This window comes from Cedecea sp. NFIX57, assembly GCF_900177785.1.
Lineage (GTDB): Bacteria > Pseudomonadota > Gammaproteobacteria > Enterobacterales > Enterobacteriaceae > Cedecea > Cedecea neteri_C.
Map to the genome: position 1 here is coordinate 1 of NZ_FXAS01000052.1, position 18,757 is coordinate 18,757.

Genomic DNA, 18,757 nt, shown 5'->3' on the forward strand with positions numbered 1-18,757 from the left:
GCCTGCAACTGTTTTTCGTCCATAAATTAACCTGCTTTTGATGTTGGATTGAACATATCAAAATCAGGCAATTACACAAATTTATGTACAGGCTCGCACCGGACGGTCAGCGGCCGACGACGCTTGCATCACAAACTTCCCTGCCTGCTTCAGTAGCTTCAACGCCCGTAGTGTACGTCACCGCCGTACTCACCGCAGCGCAATGTCGCCCGCCAGCGTCAGGAACATCACTCCTACTGCCCCATCTCTCACCGGGTTTGCATAACGGTCTTCTGCCTGCGCCGTCAGCGTCACCACACTGTCCACCGCTGACATCATGTGCCTATAGCAATAAATTGTCTGACTGAGTAGCAGTCACTGCCCATGTTTCAGGATTAGTTTTCAACAGTGCGTTAAGTCCTTTCCTTGTAATCAGTCAGTCAAACAAGTTGATGAGGATCATTGTTGCTTAATATCTCTAACCGAATCCTCACAATCCCGCTACCAGCTGCATCGATGGCACGTACAGTAAATTAAGAGGCTTCCCCAAAAGTCGCTGTTTGCTGGATTTAGTGAAAAGAATACTTTCAGCGCCGCTACTCTGATCGACTCCGCCCTGCAGGTAAATGGGCTGCATCGTTGAAAGAACTCGTAATGTCATCGGTCATTTCTGTATAGCTCAACGAGCCGAACCTGAGGCAGACAGCAACAAACTGCTACAGTCAGTGAGCTCTGATACAACAGGATGAGATAACCAAAACCCTACAAGCCACATCATTGACATTGCAATAGTATCTGCATTACTGAGAAAGCGTACCCTCTCTCACATCGGGGTTTAGTGTAATTGACTGTATTTTTTGAATCTTTATTTGTACCTGGCTAACGCAAAGCAGTGGTACCTTATTTGGTCCGCCACCGGGGATTCAAACCCCGTACCCTCAGCGTATAAGACTGATGCTCTGTCCTGTTGAGCTAGTGGCGGTATGTGACAATACCAAAAAAATGGAGCCCTCTTGTATATTGCTGAATGTTGTATGACGGGATCTACCGGGGATGGCAGATGCCTGTAAGCGAGGCCAGCCTCAGAACAGGCTCAGTTAATCTTTCAGTATCATGCCGGTAGCTTCAGATGTTATGACTTTGTTTTTCGAGTTTATGCCGCCCTTTCTGAAGTAACTATTTTCGTAGCGAATCTTTTCCGCATCTGTCTGATTTCGCGAGGCTTCAATCTGCAATTACAGCACCAGCTTTCTCGACATTCCCGCCTGCAAGGGAGCCACATCTGCCTCGACAGAAGATCGTACCACGTCGCTTCTAGCACGGAGATATTCACCTCAATCAGCGTGGCCATAGCCGACAGTAATAAAGAGGATACTGCCGGTGATGATAAAACAGTAAAACAATTCAGGCGCCGCCCTTCTCACTCGGGGGCCATCAGAACCCCATTACTCTGGAAAAACATCTATGACATCCGATGATCAAACAGGTTTTCTTGCACGCTAAGATCCGGATAACACGACGCAGTGCTTTCAGGGAAAATACTGTGTGTGGGGAAAATAGTACGCAGGGTGCAAGTGCGAGTGCGCATTTCCGTCACTCCGGGCTATCCCTTCTTCGCAGATGAAAAAGCGCACACGGCATTTGTCCTGCTCATTGCGCCGCAAGGTGTTGCACAATCAACGGACCAAATGCTACGTGCACAACCGTACGCTGTAAACCAGGTACCTCAGGGATAATTTTCAAGATAAATATAAAAAACTGTTCCTGATTAACTGGGCACCGCTGTTAACCCGCGTGGCCTGGAGCACCGGACAGCAACACAATCTCCCTTCGTGGTAAAAATAAGGTTGTCTCTTTTAGGCTTTTTACGAAACCCGCAGCCAAACAAGAATATTCTTAATTAACAACAAAAAAATAAATTCATGAAATCAAAATCATAGCACTAAATCTGTTCTTTTTATTGCCCGTGTTTTATCTAAAATCTTAAAACACCAGGACTTCCCTTCATTTTTTTCTCTTAATCTGCTCGAATAACCACGGAGTCAATACTATTTCATGAGAAATACAATGAAGAAATTAACTGCTTTACTATTCCTTTTAATGAGTGCGGTAAGTTACGCCAAAAGTTCCACACCTTACGATGTCGATCACTTCCGCGCAAATTATCACGAATACAGGATTGGTGATAAAGCACCCGACCTGTTATTCACCGCAGGTTATAATATCACTGCATGGAAGATCAGACATCTTCCCGCTCCGCCGAAAAATACTTTCTGGAGCTATATGGAGGGTACATATGTGTTGGTCGATAAACATGATCATAAAATTTCCCGTGCCATATCGTCTGATATTTTCTATGTAAAAATGTTGGATTAGCAGCATTTTCACACAAAAAAACACATATAAACTTTGAAGAATATAAACTTATAAAAATATCAACATTATCAATGCCTGGTGGTGTGAGCCTCAGGCATTAGAGGGTCATTCAGACTCATAATAACGATTAACAAAAACAATAGATGGCTTATTCGCTAAGGGGATAAGAATGCTCTTTTGTTTTGCTCGTCGAGGCATAGGCCATGCCAGAAATTATCTTCATGTCAACGCTGCCATTCAGGTTGCTACCGGTGCAAAAGATCTGTCGGATTATGTTTCTTCGTCACAGCTACCTGTGTGTCCGCCGATGGTACACAGGATGACTCAGGATCCTGCACGCCTCTTCACATTCAGTATACCTCCTGGTATTCATCACGTTAACATGAAAATCAGTCAGAAAAGGTCATCGGCGTTACTGTCACACCGCAGCAGACTTCGCGCCAAACACATGCCCTCTGAGTCAACTGATGTCCCTGCCCGGCCGGCTTGTTCCAAGGTCATAACGATTTCGTGAGACATACCGTCCAGACACCCTATGCACAGAGAAAAATGGCCACGGTGCTCCCTGCATTGAGCGCATCCGGCACATTAAGGCAGGCTTGCATCGGGACATCTCCCGGAGCGATCCTCTTAACCGGCGGGCACACATCATTCAGCCTGATATTCCGTATTCCTGCGATAAAGAGAGAACTCCTCCAAGGTAGCAACACAGCCGCCACGGCCACTACATCGGTAGAAACAGGGCGCTGTGCAAAGCCTCAGTGATGTCTTATTTCGATTCCTCCAGGGAACGGCGCGGGTGAAAAGACGAAAGCGCCGGGCATCCTTTCACCGATACGCCACTGGTAATGCTATTGATAATACGGATGATATGAAACATAGTATGTTTATTGGTCGCTTTGATTTTTATATTTATGTTTGATTTATGGGAAAAAACCGTTTTTATCTTAATATTCATCATCCGGGATATTTGCTCCGTGCTGCAACCCGCGGCCCACATCTGCAAAACGCAACATTCGGAACAGCTCAAGGAAAAAACCGGAAACTTTAGTTCATCAGAATAAGGTGAATTATAATCTCTGTAGTCTGCCAGTAAACGATTCAATCCTTCAAGAGGCAGTGCTTTTGATGTTATCAGGACATTATTTCTCACCCATAGCCAGTGTCCCATAAAAGAAAGATCAACAGACATAAAAATAATAAAAAGCGTATTTTTATATTTGCTTGTCATTTTTTTAACTTCAAAACAATACTCTTCATTATGAATGAATGCTTCTTCATTTAAAAATACAACCTGAGGTTTTTTTTCAATAAAAACAGAAGAAAGGCAGCTCAGATCATCAATATCATACACCTTCGTTCCTGTCTTTTTTTTGCCGTTGAAATAATATTCAATACCAGCTTTAGTATAATTACACGGATCCATTATGATTACCGACATCGCACACTCTCATCATATTATGCCCGACATAATAATTATATATCATGTATCGTACATTTTAATTTAATAGTAACCATCTGATTTTTTATTGATACAGCTTTTCACAATAAAACAGAATAAATCATTAAACGATTACAATCATACACTCTCCTTTCTTCATACCTTATTAATTCCGAGCAACAGGAAGCCAGATAATCCCTGGTAATATTAATAACACCATTACTATGACAATCATTCTGAACATGCATTAAATCCCTCCTTCAAATATTGTTATCGTTAGGAAAGGGAATGAACAACAGGAGAGAAATGAATGAAAGAAGATATATCATACACTATTGATACTTCATCATCTGACATGTTTAGTGAAGACCAGGTATATTTAATTAAAAACACTCTGCATCTGACAGAAAAGGAATTTCAGTTATTCTCACTTTTGCTGCAAAGAAAAGGTCAAGTGGTCAGTCATACCGATATAATTAGTTTCGTTTGGCCTGAAAGAAGTGCCGCAATCTCTAAAAACAATATCCTCCAGCTGATATTCAGATTAAGAAAAAAATTGACTAAAAAGGTTAATTCAGCCTTAATAAGAAACATCTCCGGACAAGGCTATATGCTCGAAACACTATCAAAAAGAAACAATGATTCACCAAATACGAAAAGAGAGGGTGTATTAAAAAAATATAAATCTTGTCGGATTACACCCTTCCTAATATTGTTAACGCTACTCATTTCTGGGGTATTTATTATGTTATTTAAGTCATGATCTCATCGTATGCATGTTTACTTCACTAAAATAAATGAGGTTGTACTAAAAATCATCTATTTTATTTTAACCTGATTGTTATGCTGCCCGGTTCAATATCTTATAAAAATACTGCCCAGGCTGAGAGATATTGTAGCCGGGCTCGTCATAACTATGTAACTGCCTCCGATGTATTCTCCTTATAATGACGAACAACGACTGGCCCCCAAAGGACACCTTCTGTAGCAGATGATTTCGCTCAGGAAATAGTTTTTGTTTTCAGAGAAGGAGATCAACCTGCTATTGCAAAAATGACTACGGAACCCCTTAAGAATAAATCTTCATAAGTCCCCCGGCGAAGCCGGGGGATGATTTAGTAAACATTCATTTCTGGATTGAGTTAGAGTGCGCAATAGATTTTAAAACAGCAGGAAGTTTGGCACTCAAAAATAGCTCGCTTATTTTAGGAATATCGTGACGATAGTAGTCGTAGGGCATCCAGAAAGTTTTTGGTACTTCTTTGCTACCAGACAAGCTCCGGAATCGGTCTCTCTGGAAAGTTGTTTTTTGCACAGCATCCGGCACGGAATCCCATTCTTTACTGTTTGGCGAAAATTCCTTTTCATAATTAGCTACGTTCCATGGGTTGTGAAGCCGTACCAGCTTAATATTGTTCCATTCTGCTGTATCTATCACTGCGTAAGCATGCGCTGAAACTAAATACTTTGTATTTTTATCGCTTCCCGTGCCCTGATAAGTAGTATGGCCTTTTTCATGAAATATTGTTTTAAAATATTTATCCCATACATCGTTCCTATTGGCATCTGTTATTTCATGGTTTTCAGTTGAGTCAATACCAAAATACCTCTCAAAACCACCACCTAAATTTTGATATCCACCGTTAATTTTCGCAAATGTTTTTTCAATAATGTAGAACCAAAACTCATTAGAATTAACCATATCCGAATAGGATTCTCGAGGGAAATCATCATCTACAAGAACATATAATATTTCACCTTCACTAATAACTCTGACTGAATAGAGCCCCATAGGATTATATATAGAAGGATAAATAGAAGAAAATAATAAATTGTGTCCTTCCGGATGAACTGATATTGCGCCAATCGTACTGACAAAACCACAATCACCAAGCTTTTCTTGTTCAAAATCGATTAAAGAAAGAGCTTGAGTATATAGCGCAGGGGTATTTGAAATTTTGTTGATCCTTGCATGATGATTAATTACACTATCACTCCATGACTTTGGTAAAAACGTATCATCAACAATATATTTTTTGGAATCCAGTGCCTGACGTGTCAACAATAACACAGGATCTTTCTTATAAGCTATACACTTATTCAATGAAACGGGCTGGCAACTTTCCAGCAACTCTTTGTAAGAGCTGAGGTTCACCGACATATCATAATCGTTCTTGAAGTCAGGGTTTGTTAATACGCTTGACCATGCTTTTTTCCCGGAGTTCCAGATATTACGGTCAGGTGAGTCAGGCCAGGAATCAGAATTAGTTACACTTATGTCTTGATCTTTAAAAAAAGGGGTACTCATCAATAAATCCTTTACATTTTAAATAAAAATTAACTAATATCTTAAAGAGCATTATTTGCTCTAAAAATATATTAAAACAAATATAAAAATCAAGATGTTAAAAAAATTTAAGATCAGATGAATTTGTTATAAGGAGTATAACTTCAGAGCAGTATGGCCGCTGCAAATCAATATGTGGCAGAATTGATTGGTGGGGGGACTGAGCAGGATAGTTCCGGGATGCGTGCCTGATTCTGATTTATTGTTCAACACATTCTCCCTATTTTTCCCCGTTATGATAAAACTCAGCTGTAGGCGGTGATTTTTGCTGCGGTCAGGCAGGGGCGAATAATCAGAGGTCATTTGCAGTCGGGGAGTTACGCACAGAGTGCAAAGTGATCGGGAGGAACAGATTATGGGCATGAAGGAATACCGAGAGGCTGTAGTGAGCAGATGCGGTATCTGACTTCACAGGGCGTGGCGGCGCTGGCCGCTGAGTTTTATGGATTCCGGGCCCTGGCTGCGGCCCCGCTCAAGTAAGAGGGCAATATCGGGGAAAACGTTTTTGCTTCTGCGCGATGGCCAGCCAGCGGGTGAAAAACAGATTTTCAGCCCAGAGCGTGCCGACCTCACCCTTCTGACGCGCCAGGTGAGAGAGTGCCGCGATGATGCTCTCCGGTGACTCTGCGTCTATGCGTTCTGACAAGGTGTGTCCTGAAGAAAGGTTAATGGCGGATTTGGGCGATCTCCTCCGCCGCCAGACCGGTCATTTTCATCACTGTGTTACGGTCGAGTCCGTTCTGCAGCATCATGCGGGCAACGTCGAGTTTGCCTTTTTCAATCCCACGTTGTTCACCGGGCTGGATACCCTCATGCATCCCTTCTCAAGGCCCTTCTCTTCCAGTTTCTGTGCAATTGTCATAAAAATGTCCTCACGCTGCGGTGACCAGCGGGCCAGCGCCTGCAGGAATACTTCAGGTCTGGCTGTATCTCCTGTCTGCAGCATCCAGTTCATCAGGGCGATCAGTTTCGTCCAGTTCATGGTATACGGCCAGGGCTGTCGCATCCGTGGATGAACAACACCGGAATAACCAGCTTCAGCTCCGGCTGGCACCTCCATGCTGCGAAGCGGCATTCAAAAATCCTGGATGTACTGTGATTAAACTTCGTTTTTCCCGGACAGAAAACAGGCGGATTATTTTTTAACAGCGGATACCGCCCAGAGAAATGCAAAAACGAGCAACAGACTGGCTGAAAGCAAAAGACAGTACTCTTTCTGGGGTTTTACCTTCCGTTAAACCAGTGCAGTAATTTCATTATCAGGAAATTATTGCAGTATCTACATTTACGAATATGAGTCCCTGCAATGACTACAAAATTAACCCCATTTATTGATGTTACCGTAAATGCAACCTGGTCAGACTGGCAGAATTTTCCTGCTGGTCGCCCGAATGCACTTTATTCACAGCAGGCTGTCCAGTGGGATGTGGATGGACTGGTCCTTGGTTTTCTGACCCTATCCCCGGGCAATAAAGCCTGTTGGGCAGCACAAGACTCTATGCCTTTAGGATGGGCCGTGCCGCTGGCTGAAGAGCTAAAAACAGCAAACCGTAAAGTCATTGTGGCATTTGGTGGCGCTGCGAACCCGGATATTTCAACATCTTTCTCTGTCCCGGAGTTACAGGATACATACCAGTCGGTGATTGACCTTTACCATGCAGATGGTCTGGATTTTGACCTTGAAAACGGGTTGTATGACGCGACAAAAATTTGCCAGGCGATAGCCGGTATTCAGACGCGCTACCCTCAGTTGCAAATTTCCTTTACGCTTCCTGTCATGCCAGATGGATTAACCGCCACAGGAATTGATATTCTCCGGCAGGCTCAGGCTGCAGGCCTCGATTTTGTGGTTAACGGAATGGCGATGGACTATTACAATGACACAGACGATGCCGATATGGCCGCTTCGGCAATCAAAGCTGCCACCAGTATTAGTGATCAACTGAAAACTCTTTATCCTTCCGAAAATAACCTTATGTCCCGGGTTGCTGTCACGCCAATGATTGGCATGAACGATGATCCGAATGAGATGTTCACTCTTGAAAATGCCGATCGTGTCGGGCAATTTGCGAACCGTGCCGGCCTGTGTTTCGTAGCCATGTGGTCATTCAATCGGGATAATCCATCCTCGCTTGGTCACGCAGATGCGGTCAGCAGCAGTAATCCGGAACAAAAAGTGTCGGGGGAATATACTCAGCGCTTCCGGGCTGCCTTAACCGATGAGCCTGTCATCCCTGACGATGCCCCTGCGGCTCCGGAAGGGTTGATAGCCAGTGACCTGACCTCAACATCTGTTACACTGACCTGGACTTCCTCAGCAACGGATGTCAGCTTGTATGCAATATTTCGTGATGGTGAGCAAATAGCCCGAACCGAATCCATACGCTGGGCAGATACATCACTGACGCCCGCAACAAAATACGTCTACTTTCTTACCGCGATTGATAGTAAGGGCAATCAGTCAAAACCAGGCGAACCACTTGCGGTGACTACCGCGCAAAGCTCACCGGATGTTTATCCGGAATGGGAATCGGGTATTTTTTATTCCCGGGGAAATGGGGTTTCGTACAAAGGTAAACATTACCTGTGCCTTCAGCAGCACCTGTCAATTTTGACGTGGACACCGGATGAAACCTATTCTTTGTGGGAATGTATTAATTAGGTGAGCATAAATGGGTCAGCTCATAATACGTGTAAAATGTTGGCGCAGCACATCCCTATGCCCCTGGCTGCAAACTGGGGTGGGTATTCGTCAGTGAGTTCATCAAAAACCTTCGTTTTTGTGAACTCAGATTTTACGTGAAAAGGCGACATAATCGCGTCGAATATCAGTCTCAAAAACTGGTTTACAGAATCAAAGTTTAACTTTTTAAAAAATGATGAGTTTGTTGAACCATAAAAGGGTGATATTTCAATTCTCTGAAATCCTATACCAACAAATTATATGTACTATGAACTGACCCGTATACCAGAAAGGACACGTATTCCGTGAAATACACTTTGATTGCAGTTTCAGCTTTCTTGCTTTTTTTAACCAGCCGGGTCACCGCTGAAACCCGGTGGAAAATCGAGAAGCCATACCTGAACAACCCGCTGACTACAGCCACCATCGAGGGGGTGGGCGAATACAGGGGGATATCAGGAAAGGTTTGGCTCACTCTGTCCTGTCGAAAAGATGCGCCACCTGTCCGGGCGACGTTACAGGCTGAAAATACACTGGCAACACAGTTTCCAACGGGAGTTTTTGAAGGCCCCGGCGCGACGGGAGAAAAGGCTCGCCTCGTGAGTGCAAGAGTGGGTAAACAGACCTTGCAGCGAGCCTGGTATTCATCTGGATCGTTTCAGGAGCATAACGTTTTTACATGGTCGTTTGCCCTGCAAGAAGCAGAGCTGAAGCGTTGGATAAAAGCGACAGACTCTTCACTCACCCTCTATGTTGAGGTTCCAGCTAAAGAGGTGACCCGACTGACAGCGGTATTTACTCTTCCACCAGTGGCAGGGCCGCTGCGCCAGGTTGTGATTCCCTGTATGTAGTGAAAAGCGCGACAAACAGGCCAATCTCAATCCCAAGCTTTTCGGCACACTTCATCAATTTCCTGGCCACGCAGCAAAATAAGTGGTTGAGCAGTGCCCAGTTACTGGCGAAGGCGGGCCAGAGTTTGTCGGGGATGGTGAAGGGTTATGTGCTACCATTCGCGGCCGTGCAGAATATGCTGTTGCTCCGTAATCCATTGTTCAGTGGCCTTCATACCGCAGGCACTGCTGTCCTGTCGAAAATCTTCTACAAAATCGAAGTGAGCCTTATCCCGGACACAATTAGGCGGCTAACGAATAAAACTGTTTCCAAACTGCAGTATTTTATGCACGGTGGAATGGTCTGCATCAGCCTCGAGTTCTTCCAGTAGCTCTTCGAGATTGCGATAACTAAGCGAATTGGCAAGCTTCCACCGTACGGCCATCAAAATGAAAATATCTGGGAAAATGACGACCTTTGAAGCTGAGCATTTTCCAACCTTAAGCTGGAGTCATGGCTCGACAATGTAACTTTACCTTTGTTTTTTCGACAGAACCCTCTGGCCATCCGAGCACCAACACCATCAATTGCCCCAAAGTTTTTCATGCCCTCTTTCATTTAATTTCAAAAACAATTCAATGTCCGGAAGTAATATTTACTCTAAAATCCTCTTCATAAAAAATGTGCTTTCATACAGTTTTTATGAAGAGGATTTTTGTTTACGCTGTGCCAGCACAAATATTTTTGAACTATACGCTGATAAGTATTAACACGTTAGCCAGAAGTTGGTGCTGAAAAATTGCATGTGTAGCCAATGTGATGGAAAAAGTAGGTTAGGTTATGGCCTGACTGATCAGAATATAATCATAACGGTAATTCACATCAGGTGAATAAAGCGTGGATCAGTGAATTTAATTGATGCTGTCAGCTCAGGATATAGTATGGTGGATATAAGATCATGGCATTATTTCTTCAAAACCAGAACAGTGAAACCTTGCAAGCAGTATGCATCCATATATATAGCCACATGAATTCAAATGATTTATTTCATCAATTAAATACACCATCTACTTTAGACCAAGTAGGGTTCCGGGCATTCAGGAAGACCATACTGATAAAACAAATATCAATCCCCCACTCCGTTCCGGCCCAGCACGCGCGAAGTATCGCGTTATCCCTAGAAAGCATGCCCTACAACAACAAACCTTTTTATGAACTCGCGATGACAGCAGACTCAGGGAGTGTTCAGTGTTGAGAAGATCTGATTTTAATTATTGCACGAATCATTGTCCGGGTGTTTGCCGGTCATCCCCTTTGTTTGTTCGCGTATACAGGCCGCACTATTGAGTGCGTTAATTATCTTTAAAATAGGATATGTATTATGAATCATCTTTTCATTCACTCGAAGTCTATTATTCATGATCCCCTAGGTAACGTGATGTCACATGATCTTCAACTAGATATTGAGGTATTACGTTCACTGGTATTTCCTCCTGAGAATATGGCTTTTTATCAACCGGGTATTGTCTATCTCAATCCGTTACCAGGTAAAGCATATTTGTTCAGGACAGAGGCTGTGAAGCCAGTATTTTCTGATACCTGCATGTGGCATGGAACTGCACCTGAGAACCCGGAAATCTATGCTGACTTATGCATCACGGGTCTGGAAGGAACAGGAGACATTGCCGTTGCGGGTCAGATCAGTATTGCAAATAAGCGTTATGCTATCACTCCGACAGGAAATGGATACGTTCGCATCGACCTTGTTCGCTCTCAGGGAATCACTTGCCATGAGCCAGCAATCAAACCTCAGGATCCTGAAGCCAGCCATGTTAGTCGTATCTATGATAATAGCAATGCCGCAGAAGCTATTATAACTGTGCTGGCCCTGTACCCGACAGCAATTAAACAGCGCGTTGGCGAAAACAATATTAAGGCTATCGTTGGTCATATGCAGGAGCAGGCCAACCAGATATTTAAGAACACAGCGATCCACGCCAGCGTCAACGTTCTTGCTATGGAAGAGTTTACCTCATTTAAATACACAGAGGTGGTAGACCTGCTTCAGAATGAGGTCGTTACGGTCGATGTAGGGGGAACTGGTAAGGTAACACGAATGCCGCAGTGGGATGCTGTGTCTGAAAGAAGAGACGTCCATAATGCAGATATCGTTTTGCTGTTAGGAGAGGGGCAAGTTGCGCATGTTCACGGGATGGCTGTGGAAACTGTAGGAATTGCCAGTTCTCTCCCCGAGCCTGTTCGCCATGATGTCACTGATTTATCTGTTGCAACTCTGGCTATATCTGTCACAACACAAACTGTCGGATTTGATCCCGGTATGACTTTTGCCCATGAATTGGGACATTTGCTGGGGGCAAAGCATTCCCGGCACACCCAGCCGACACGATTAGGTTTATCACCCATGTATGACTATGCCCACGCCTACATTGCTCCGGATAAAGCTTATGCAACAGTGATGGGTTATACCATCGATTCTCCGACACTTATCCCTGCATTCTCTGCAGCAGGGCAAGTATGGCAAGGCAAGAAACTTGGAACTCCTATCGATCAACCTTTGGCAGCAGACGTTGCCAGCTTACTGCGCGTGAGCACGGCGGTGATGGCTTCTTACCGCGGTACGTCCCCGAACTCCCGGACCGAACAGCTGCAGATGATTGTTGATCCAGTGATAGGGGGCACTATTTTGCCTTCTGAGTTAGGGCCTTACCCTAAAAATGCAATGGTAACGGTCAAAGCTATTCCGCGGGCCGGACACCAGTTCAAAGGCTGGGAGCTGGATGGTCTACCTGCAGGTAAAGCCAATCCTATGGTCATTAAGATGGATCAGGCACATGCGCTGAAAGCGCAATACGAAACCGGGAAGGATTATCAGTTTTCCGTGATTGCAGATGCCACCGTTGCTGCAGCTGGTGGGACATTAAAGTTGGACCCGGCAGGAGAAAAATTCCCCTACGGTACAGAAATGAAAGTGCAGTATGTGCCTTCTACAACCCACCGGGATAGTGCAACAGAATGGACGATTGACGGCAAATTAACCGGTATTCCTGTGTCTGAGAAGCTTGTTCTGTTACCTGAGGAAAACAAACGTATCGGTGTGTGTATTGGTGCTGTGGATGTGGTATCACACGATTTGAATCTGGTCGTGGGTATGTACTGCTACAGAAATGTCAAAAATCAACAATTGAATATTGTGTTTCATGACACATGGGGCCCATTAGGCCACACGCGTATCAACGTGAGCACTCTGGAACGTTATCAGGACAAGACTGGAATTAAAGAGGTCAGGCTGCAACAAAACATGCTGACAACCGACTGTTATGGTCGAGCAACTCTGCAGTTTGATCTGGGCACCCAGAGCACACCGGAGGTTTCGCTGTTCCTGGCATTTACCATGGAAGGGAGGCCTAGTGAGTCCGCGATCATTTTAACGCTGCCGTTGTGGACCGATACAAAATTGCCACAGAGCGTTTGTGTGCAGCGGCCCAGTAACTGGAACCAGTACATTGTTGCTGGCAAGACGCCAGCATCGACCACATTCAAATTTGTCGACCGTCACCAGGAGCCCTGTGTCAATTTTGAAAATAGCGAATTGCATTTCAGACTTAACGGAGGCACTGAACCACAAAACAAGACGGGCATAAAGCTCGTCAATGAAACGGTGAAGACTGACCTGCATGCGTCTGTTCTGCTGTCCTGTGCCGCATCTGACAAGTCGGGAAAGGGGTCGGCGATCACTTATTTGAAAACAAGCTGGGTTGATATTCCGTTGTTCGGCATCCACCTGCTTCCAGCCATGATTTCGGACCTGCTGCGTTTTGAAAAAAACACGGTCATCAGTGCAGGTAAGTCTGTTCAACCTCTGATGGTTTGGATCAACGAAGACTACCGTTTCTTCTATCCAGCACTCCCGATATTTGGCAAGTTTTTTTGTGACCTTAACATGCGTGTTGAACTGGATGCAGGAGATACCGGACTGGTCTGTCAGCAAATAACACCCGCATTAGCTACATTGTCTTCGCTATCTACAAAGGGCCAGGGATTCCCGCTCTTTCTAGGAACGGCTAAGCAAAAGGGGCTGGCAAAACTGAAATTGCATCTTGAACAGAATGGCATCGCTATTTATGACTCTCCGATTGAAATGACCATTACTGTGCAATAATGGCGGCAGGAAATGTTCCACGCCCATCAGAGCGCTGGCCCGTAATTCAGGCCTGGATTCGAAAAACGTCACGGTTAGCAAAAGTGAAACTGTCAACGGCTCTCAGGAGCCGAGGATACTCATGCCCTGGCGCATCGCATTCGCCTACTGAACAACCTGATATTTAGCGGTCAGTAAAAGGTATTTCCACTCAGCTCACAACCGGGCGGCTTAACCCAGAATAATAAAAACCGACCTCCCACGTCGGTTTTTTACGCCTGAAACTCCCGTTCTGGCATCTATCTCAAGCAACAATGCCGTCAAACCTACCGGCGGGAACAGTTGTCTGACCCGATTGTTGTGGCAAAATTAATGACGGTGGCTCCTCCAGTTTTTTCACGCTGCCGATAGTCAGGGAAGGATATTTGCCGTCTTTACAGATATGGACTTCCGTATTTCCTTCAAAACGGGATGAGACTGCTTTCCAGGTTTCATCCCGCTGTGACGCCAGCTGTTATCCGCCTTTATGTCCATCGGTGGGATGTCCCGGCGTCGCAACACATCCTGAAGGCGATCCCGCAGACACAAAATAACCAGCGCGTTGAATCCGGCTCCCCGCATCATCCATCAGGTGTTCCCAGGGGCCAAAACCAGTACGCGGCTTTACCGTTAGACATAAAAATCGTCAGTACGCCCCCTGATGTCGAAGGCCAGGTACAGATACGCCCAGCGGCTATTGGCCTTCACGTAGGTTTCATCCATGTGCAACGGGCAAAGATCGGAAGGGTTCCGCCAGTACCAACACAGCCGTTTTCTATTTCAGGTGCATAATGCTGAACCCAGCGGCCAACCGCGGAGTGATCAACGTTTACTCCTCGATTGGTCAGCATCTCCTGCAGCTCACGGTAGCTGATACCGTATTTGCAGTATCAGCGTACTCCCCACAAAAGGATGTCACGCTGAAAATGCCGACCTCTGAATAGATTTATGTCCTACTCCATCAGCAAAAGGGGATGATAAGTTTATCACCACCGACTATTTTCAACAGTGTCATTATTTTCAACCCAAGACTATTAAAATAAATTAACAAATATTTCATAAGAAAAAAATAAACTCACCATTAAAAAACAAATCTCAGTGTTGTATTTAATATATTAATGTTACGGGTGCATAGCTGCAGGGTTATATTTTCTCAGAAAAAAACAAGTGAATGAACATGTCAACAACAAAATAACTTACTATGTGGAAAAACAAACTGTGAACCGTCAAACAATGGCTCCTCAGAGGAGTAAGGGGCATCACATAAAACTAAATTTCAAGGAAAAAATAAATTTACATCTTTAAAATAGCAATTTTAAGACATTAAAAACTAAACATAAACCAAGTTAAAGGTTTTTATTCTTTTCACACTTTCACGTCGGATAAGATTGCCCCGATATTAAATCTTCGACTTTTATCGTGTTTTACGGAACGGTTATCCTGCCAATGCTCGTGAGTCGTTGATACTTTACACATCCACTTAATGGGGAACTTGAGTATGTCTAAACTATCATTAGATGTCATGCAGCTGCTTAACCTGATCAAAGAAACAGGCTCTTTTTCTACAACCGCAGAGAGATTACACAGGACACCGTCGGCAATTTCATACCGGGTATCCAGTGTTGAAAAGCAACTTGGCATTAAACTCTTTAAACGAAACGGGCCCATCGTTGAATTAACCAGAACCGGTGAGACCATCGCATCAGAGGGGGAGTGGATTCTAAAAGCGGTCGACAACCTTGAAAACAGTCTGAACATTCAAAATAAAGCCGCCCCACTGATTAAAATTGGAGTCAGTGAATCATTCGCCGTAAAAAAATTTAGTCAGTATCTCTGTGATTTCTTGAATCATTACCCGGATGCAAAATTAATCATCCAAAAAATTAAAAACGGGGATGAATGGCAGCAGCTGATGAGCCACAACATAGACATTGTGATTTCTGGAAATCCTTGTCCGTCAAACATGAATGTCAAAACCATGCCAATGGGCACCAATAAGTTAGTTTGTTGCGCCACACCTGAATACCTGAAAGCCTACCGGGAAAAAAGTAAAAAAACAGGCCATGAACAAGAAAATTGTATCGTCATTAGCAATTCAAATTTTGACAGCATCGTAAAATATAGTATTCCTTGCCTCAGAATGAACAACAGGGTCATTGTTGACGATATGGCAACACAGATTGATTTGATCAAAAGTGGATGCGGGTTTGGTATCGTCCCCCTCTTTTCCATCAGAGAACTGTTAAACAATAATGAACTCAAGCTTGCAAACATTGAAAATGAAATAGGCTATGAAATGATTTGGACAGGCTGGACTGAAGATAATAAATCCCGTCACGTAAAATGGTGGGTGGAGGTCCTGAAGGAAATTTGTATCCACTAAAGGCGGACCGAATCTGACTCAGAGAGTATCATTTATCCTCCTGCACCGGATCAGAATCAACGCCACGCAGGACGTACCCGTTTCTTGTACATCCGGCAGCGAAAACATCCCAGCCAGCAAGACAACTGGCAGACCATATGCATGACATATCCACAATGTCGGCCAGGATGTCATGATCCAGCGACATTCTGGGTCCAGGTGGGTACTCGCACGGGAATATGCAATCCTGGGCAGCGCGCTCATCAGCAGAAGAAGAGACACGCTGCCACAGAATGCCAGCACAGCCTGTTTACAGGCGCAACTAAAACCGAAGCAACAATGCGGAAACGTAGTGCGTGGGACTCGCCCCGGATATGCATATCGCGCCCAGGATGCATTGATACAACACGCATACTTTCGGTGTCGTCGCATTATAAGGTATCGTGGTTCGGCCTTCTTTTTAACACACTAAAAAACTAGGCAACTATTGGCAGAGAATTTTGCTTCTTTCTTTTTGTTTCAGGCAAAATTCGGCTCGTTTTTCACTCCAGTATTGATTAAGTGCGTTACACGATACACTCTGTGCGTTTGCCCAAACCTTTGCAGCCATCGTATATTCTGCCGCTTGCTCCAGCTGTAATGCCCGATTTGCGATTTGATAATACGTCTGACATTCATGTTTTCGAACAGATTCCGAAGAGGTCTGAAATGCAGCTGAACTTGATGTATTCACGTGAAATTATATTCCCATTATTCATAGCTTTTGGATTAAAAAAATCTATGCTTTAAGACTTGTCTAAACGTTAAGGCAAATATATTAAATTTCCTGAAGTGTGCAAAAGGGGTTTTGGTGCGCGATCATATCTTCCTGCAGCAGATATATTTTACACTGAAAATAAACTGATGTTCATCTTTTTGGAAAAACCATAAAACACACTTCCTTTAAATTCTTTCATAAATTCGACTTGATAACCACTCATCTTGTTTTTAGAATGTTCTTAATTACACAAGCCACGGCAAGCTGAGAAAAAATATTGACACCAGTAGAGTTTGCCTCATAGCAGAGCGATAAAATAACTCATAATTAGCCTTCTGGCTAACCCGAATGCCGATATCTTAGTCATGCGCTCGTTATCCTCAGCAGCGCCGGCCTTTCTGAAGGCAAACATTCTATGGTTCTGCCTGTTGCCACGGAATTGAGCCATTGGCTCAGTCCAGAGACCAGGCATAAAGTTCGCATCCTGCCAGGTCTGGTTCGCGCTTACTGACTGAACCAGTTAAACAGTATAATTTTTCCTCCCGGGGCAAGAACATAATGCTGCGGGGCTACATCTGGCGCGGTTATCGGCCGGGTGTTGGCAAGAGAAAGGTCGTTTCCTTCCCGTCGCATGGTCGTTATTCCTTCAGATGAGTAATCTACATTCAGTGCAAAATAATCGATATAAACACTAGCGTGATGGTGTTTATCCAGTGTTATGGATATCGAAGTTTTATCCTGCGCTCGTTTCCCTGTAATTTTATCATCGATGCTAATTGAAACGTTTTTGACCAAGATGACAGTGTCATCTCCTGTATTCCTTTTTCGAACAATACACTTATCCGGCACAAATACTGCCAACGTAGCCGGATTGATTGCATACCCTGCTGGTTCCCGCTTAACAATCCAGTTTTCAAATTTTATCTGACAAGAGGTATCTGTCGCCCTTGCGTCTAATGGTATGACTGCCAAAAAAAACATGATAAAAAGGCTATTCAACAATCGGATAACTACATTTCTCATTCAGATCCTCCCTTTTTCTAAACCTCCACTCAATGAAAGGAGAGGATTAAATATCACGTTTTCTTGATCTGATCCCGGGACCACTAACACAAAAGATAAGTTGATCAGCATTGAAAAATCGACGGGCGGTTGAGCGGTGGTGATATGTTTAAGGCCGCGCCACTTTTCGTTCAGAGGCCATCATCACAGCCTAAAACCACAATGTCAATGAGCCATCAGGTTCTGTTCTGAGTCTCTCCCGTCTATGATTTCTGACAGCGCTGCGCCTTCAACGATTGTTGGCATACACTGTCCATTTCCTTTCAAAAATCTTTACCACCACCGCTTCGCCGCTGCCAGTACAGAGGGCACGCTGGTTGGCCATCTGCAGAGATCAACCGATACATTTCGTATCATGACAGGTCTGATTTCAATCTACGGTGGAGCTTGCGATGAGGCCACGGGTCATCTGATTTATTTTCCGCCCACGACAGCAACTGAAAAGAATTATCCCAAAAATATCGGATTCCGGCAGGAATATACATGAACCACTCCTTCAAAATGGTAGAAATTTAGTGACGGTGTTTAAAGTATGGACAGCATGATTTCAGTAGTTCAAACCAGAAACAAAGAGGGTGTATGATGAGTCTTTATCAATTAATCGCAATAAGTCTGCTTTTCTTAAGCGTAAGCGCTAAGTGAGCGCCGTATTGACAGTTATTTGTCGGTGAGTTCTACGTTCCAGGGCAGAAGTTCAGCCACTTTATTGGAAGGCCACTCC

At 44.2% G+C, this 18,757-nt stretch carries 13 protein-coding genes, 1 tRNA gene and 4 pseudogenes; 6 read left to right on the forward strand and 12 right to left on the reverse strand.

Annotated features, from left to right (window positions below; all coding sequences use genetic code 11):
* Nucleotides 1-189: 189 nt before the first annotated feature.
* Both B9Y90_RS27415 and B9Y90_RS24160 read right to left on the reverse strand, forming a co-directional pair.
* Nucleotides 190-318, reverse strand: a complete 129-nt coding sequence (locus tag B9Y90_RS27415) for a hypothetical protein (protein ID WP_254902749.1) — start codon at nucleotides 316-318, stop codon at nucleotides 190-192.
* A gap of 566 nt (nucleotides 319-884) precedes the next feature.
* Nucleotides 885-961 (reverse strand) — tRNA-Ile (locus tag B9Y90_RS24160).
* A 1,085-nt stretch (nucleotides 962-2,046) separates the two neighbouring features.
* Between B9Y90_RS24160 and B9Y90_RS24165 the strand changes: the two genes are divergently transcribed.
* Complete coding sequence (locus B9Y90_RS24165; RefSeq protein WP_176227914.1) at nucleotides 2,047-2,355, forward strand: RcnB family protein; 309 nt, start codon at nucleotides 2,047-2,049, stop codon at nucleotides 2,353-2,355.
* Nucleotides 2,356-3,124: 769 nt separating this feature from the next.
* Here B9Y90_RS24165 and rcsA read toward each other — a convergent pair.
* Nucleotides 3,125-3,796 carry a transcriptional regulator RcsA gene (gene rcsA / locus B9Y90_RS24170; protein WP_085542885.1) on the reverse strand — a complete coding sequence of 224 codons (672 nt, stop codon included), beginning with the start codon at nucleotides 3,794-3,796 and terminating at the stop codon, nucleotides 3,125-3,127.
* Nucleotides 3,797-4,106: 310 nt separating this feature from the next.
* Here rcsA and B9Y90_RS24175 point away from each other — a divergent pair, with 310 nt between their 5' ends.
* Entirely contained in the window at nucleotides 4,107-4,559 is a 453-nt protein-coding gene (locus tag B9Y90_RS24175; RefSeq protein ID WP_085542886.1) for a helix-turn-helix domain-containing protein, read from the forward strand.
* Nucleotides 4,560-4,922: 363 nt separating this feature from the next.
* Here the strand turns inward: B9Y90_RS24175 and B9Y90_RS24180 are convergent, their stop codons facing one another.
* From B9Y90_RS24180 to B9Y90_RS24185, 3 genes are all read right to left on the reverse strand, one after another.
* Entirely contained in the window at nucleotides 4,923-6,104 is a 1,182-nt protein-coding gene (locus B9Y90_RS24180) for a C2 family cysteine protease (RefSeq protein ID WP_085542887.1), read from the reverse strand.
* 511 nt (nucleotides 6,105-6,615) lie between these two features.
* A complete protein-coding gene (locus tag B9Y90_RS26660; RefSeq protein ID WP_176227915.1) occupies nucleotides 6,616-6,789 on the reverse strand; it encodes a hypothetical protein in 174 nt (57 codons plus the stop codon).
* Nucleotides 6,790-6,891: 102 nt separating this feature from the next.
* On the reverse strand, nucleotides 6,892-7,218 hold the full coding sequence (locus B9Y90_RS24185; RefSeq protein ID WP_176227916.1) for an Rpn family recombination-promoting nuclease/putative transposase: 327 nt from the start codon (nucleotides 7,216-7,218) through the stop codon (nucleotides 6,892-6,894).
* Between the two features lie 231 nt (nucleotides 7,219-7,449).
* On the opposite strand from B9Y90_RS24185, the gene B9Y90_RS24190 reads away from it, so the two are divergent.
* Nucleotides 7,450-8,805 (forward strand): carbohydrate-binding protein, encoded by a 1,356-nt coding sequence (locus B9Y90_RS24190; RefSeq protein ID WP_085542888.1) that lies wholly within the window; start codon nucleotides 7,450-7,452, stop codon nucleotides 8,803-8,805.
* A 326-nt stretch (nucleotides 8,806-9,131) separates the two neighbouring features.
* Nucleotides 9,132-9,677 carry a hypothetical protein gene (locus B9Y90_RS24195; RefSeq protein ID WP_085542889.1) on the forward strand — a complete coding sequence of 182 codons (546 nt, stop codon included), beginning with the start codon at nucleotides 9,132-9,134 and terminating at the stop codon, nucleotides 9,675-9,677.
* On the opposite strand, the pseudogene B9Y90_RS27700 reads toward B9Y90_RS24195, so the two are convergent.
* Nucleotides 9,664-9,904, reverse strand: a pseudogene (locus B9Y90_RS27700) (IS91 family transposase); the annotation flags it as partial. The gene B9Y90_RS24195 and the pseudogene B9Y90_RS27700 sit on opposite strands and share 14 nt — an antisense overlap.
* Before the next feature lie 143 nt (nucleotides 9,905-10,047).
* Nucleotides 10,048-10,148: pseudogene (locus B9Y90_RS27705) on the reverse strand (IS6 family transposase); the annotation flags it as partial.
* Between the two features lie 890 nt (nucleotides 10,149-11,038).
* On the opposite strand from B9Y90_RS27705, the gene B9Y90_RS24205 reads away from it, so the two are divergent.
* Complete coding sequence (locus B9Y90_RS24205; RefSeq protein ID WP_085542891.1) at nucleotides 11,039-13,837, forward strand: InlB B-repeat-containing protein; 2,799 nt, start codon at nucleotides 11,039-11,041, stop codon at nucleotides 13,835-13,837.
* A gap of 264 nt (nucleotides 13,838-14,101) precedes the next feature.
* Here the strand turns inward: B9Y90_RS24205 and B9Y90_RS24210 are convergent.
* Both B9Y90_RS24210 and B9Y90_RS24215 read right to left on the reverse strand, forming a co-directional pair.
* Nucleotides 14,102-14,462 (reverse strand): annotated as a pseudogene (locus B9Y90_RS24210) (Tn3 family transposase); the annotation flags it as partial.
* Nucleotides 14,463-14,488: 26 nt separating this feature from the next.
* Nucleotides 14,489-14,805, reverse strand: a pseudogene (locus B9Y90_RS24215) (DDE-type integrase/transposase/recombinase); the annotation flags it as partial.
* Between the two features lie 548 nt (nucleotides 14,806-15,353).
* Between B9Y90_RS24215 and B9Y90_RS24220 the strand changes: the two are divergent.
* Nucleotides 15,354-16,238 (forward strand): LysR family transcriptional regulator, encoded by an 885-nt coding sequence (locus B9Y90_RS24220; RefSeq protein WP_061277021.1) that lies wholly within the window; start codon nucleotides 15,354-15,356, stop codon nucleotides 16,236-16,238.
* Between the two features lie 463 nt (nucleotides 16,239-16,701).
* Here the strand turns inward: B9Y90_RS24220 and B9Y90_RS24225 are convergent, their stop codons facing one another.
* Together B9Y90_RS24225 and B9Y90_RS24230 are read right to left on the reverse strand one after the other, a co-directional pair.
* Nucleotides 16,702-16,950 (reverse strand): ANR family transcriptional regulator, encoded by a 249-nt coding sequence (locus tag B9Y90_RS24225; RefSeq protein WP_085542892.1) that lies wholly within the window; start codon nucleotides 16,948-16,950, stop codon nucleotides 16,702-16,704.
* A 528-nt stretch (nucleotides 16,951-17,478) separates the two neighbouring features.
* Complete coding sequence (locus B9Y90_RS24230) at nucleotides 17,479-17,997, reverse strand: hypothetical protein (RefSeq protein ID WP_085542893.1); 519 nt, start codon at nucleotides 17,995-17,997, stop codon at nucleotides 17,479-17,481.
* Nucleotides 17,998-18,757: the final 760 nt, after the last annotated feature.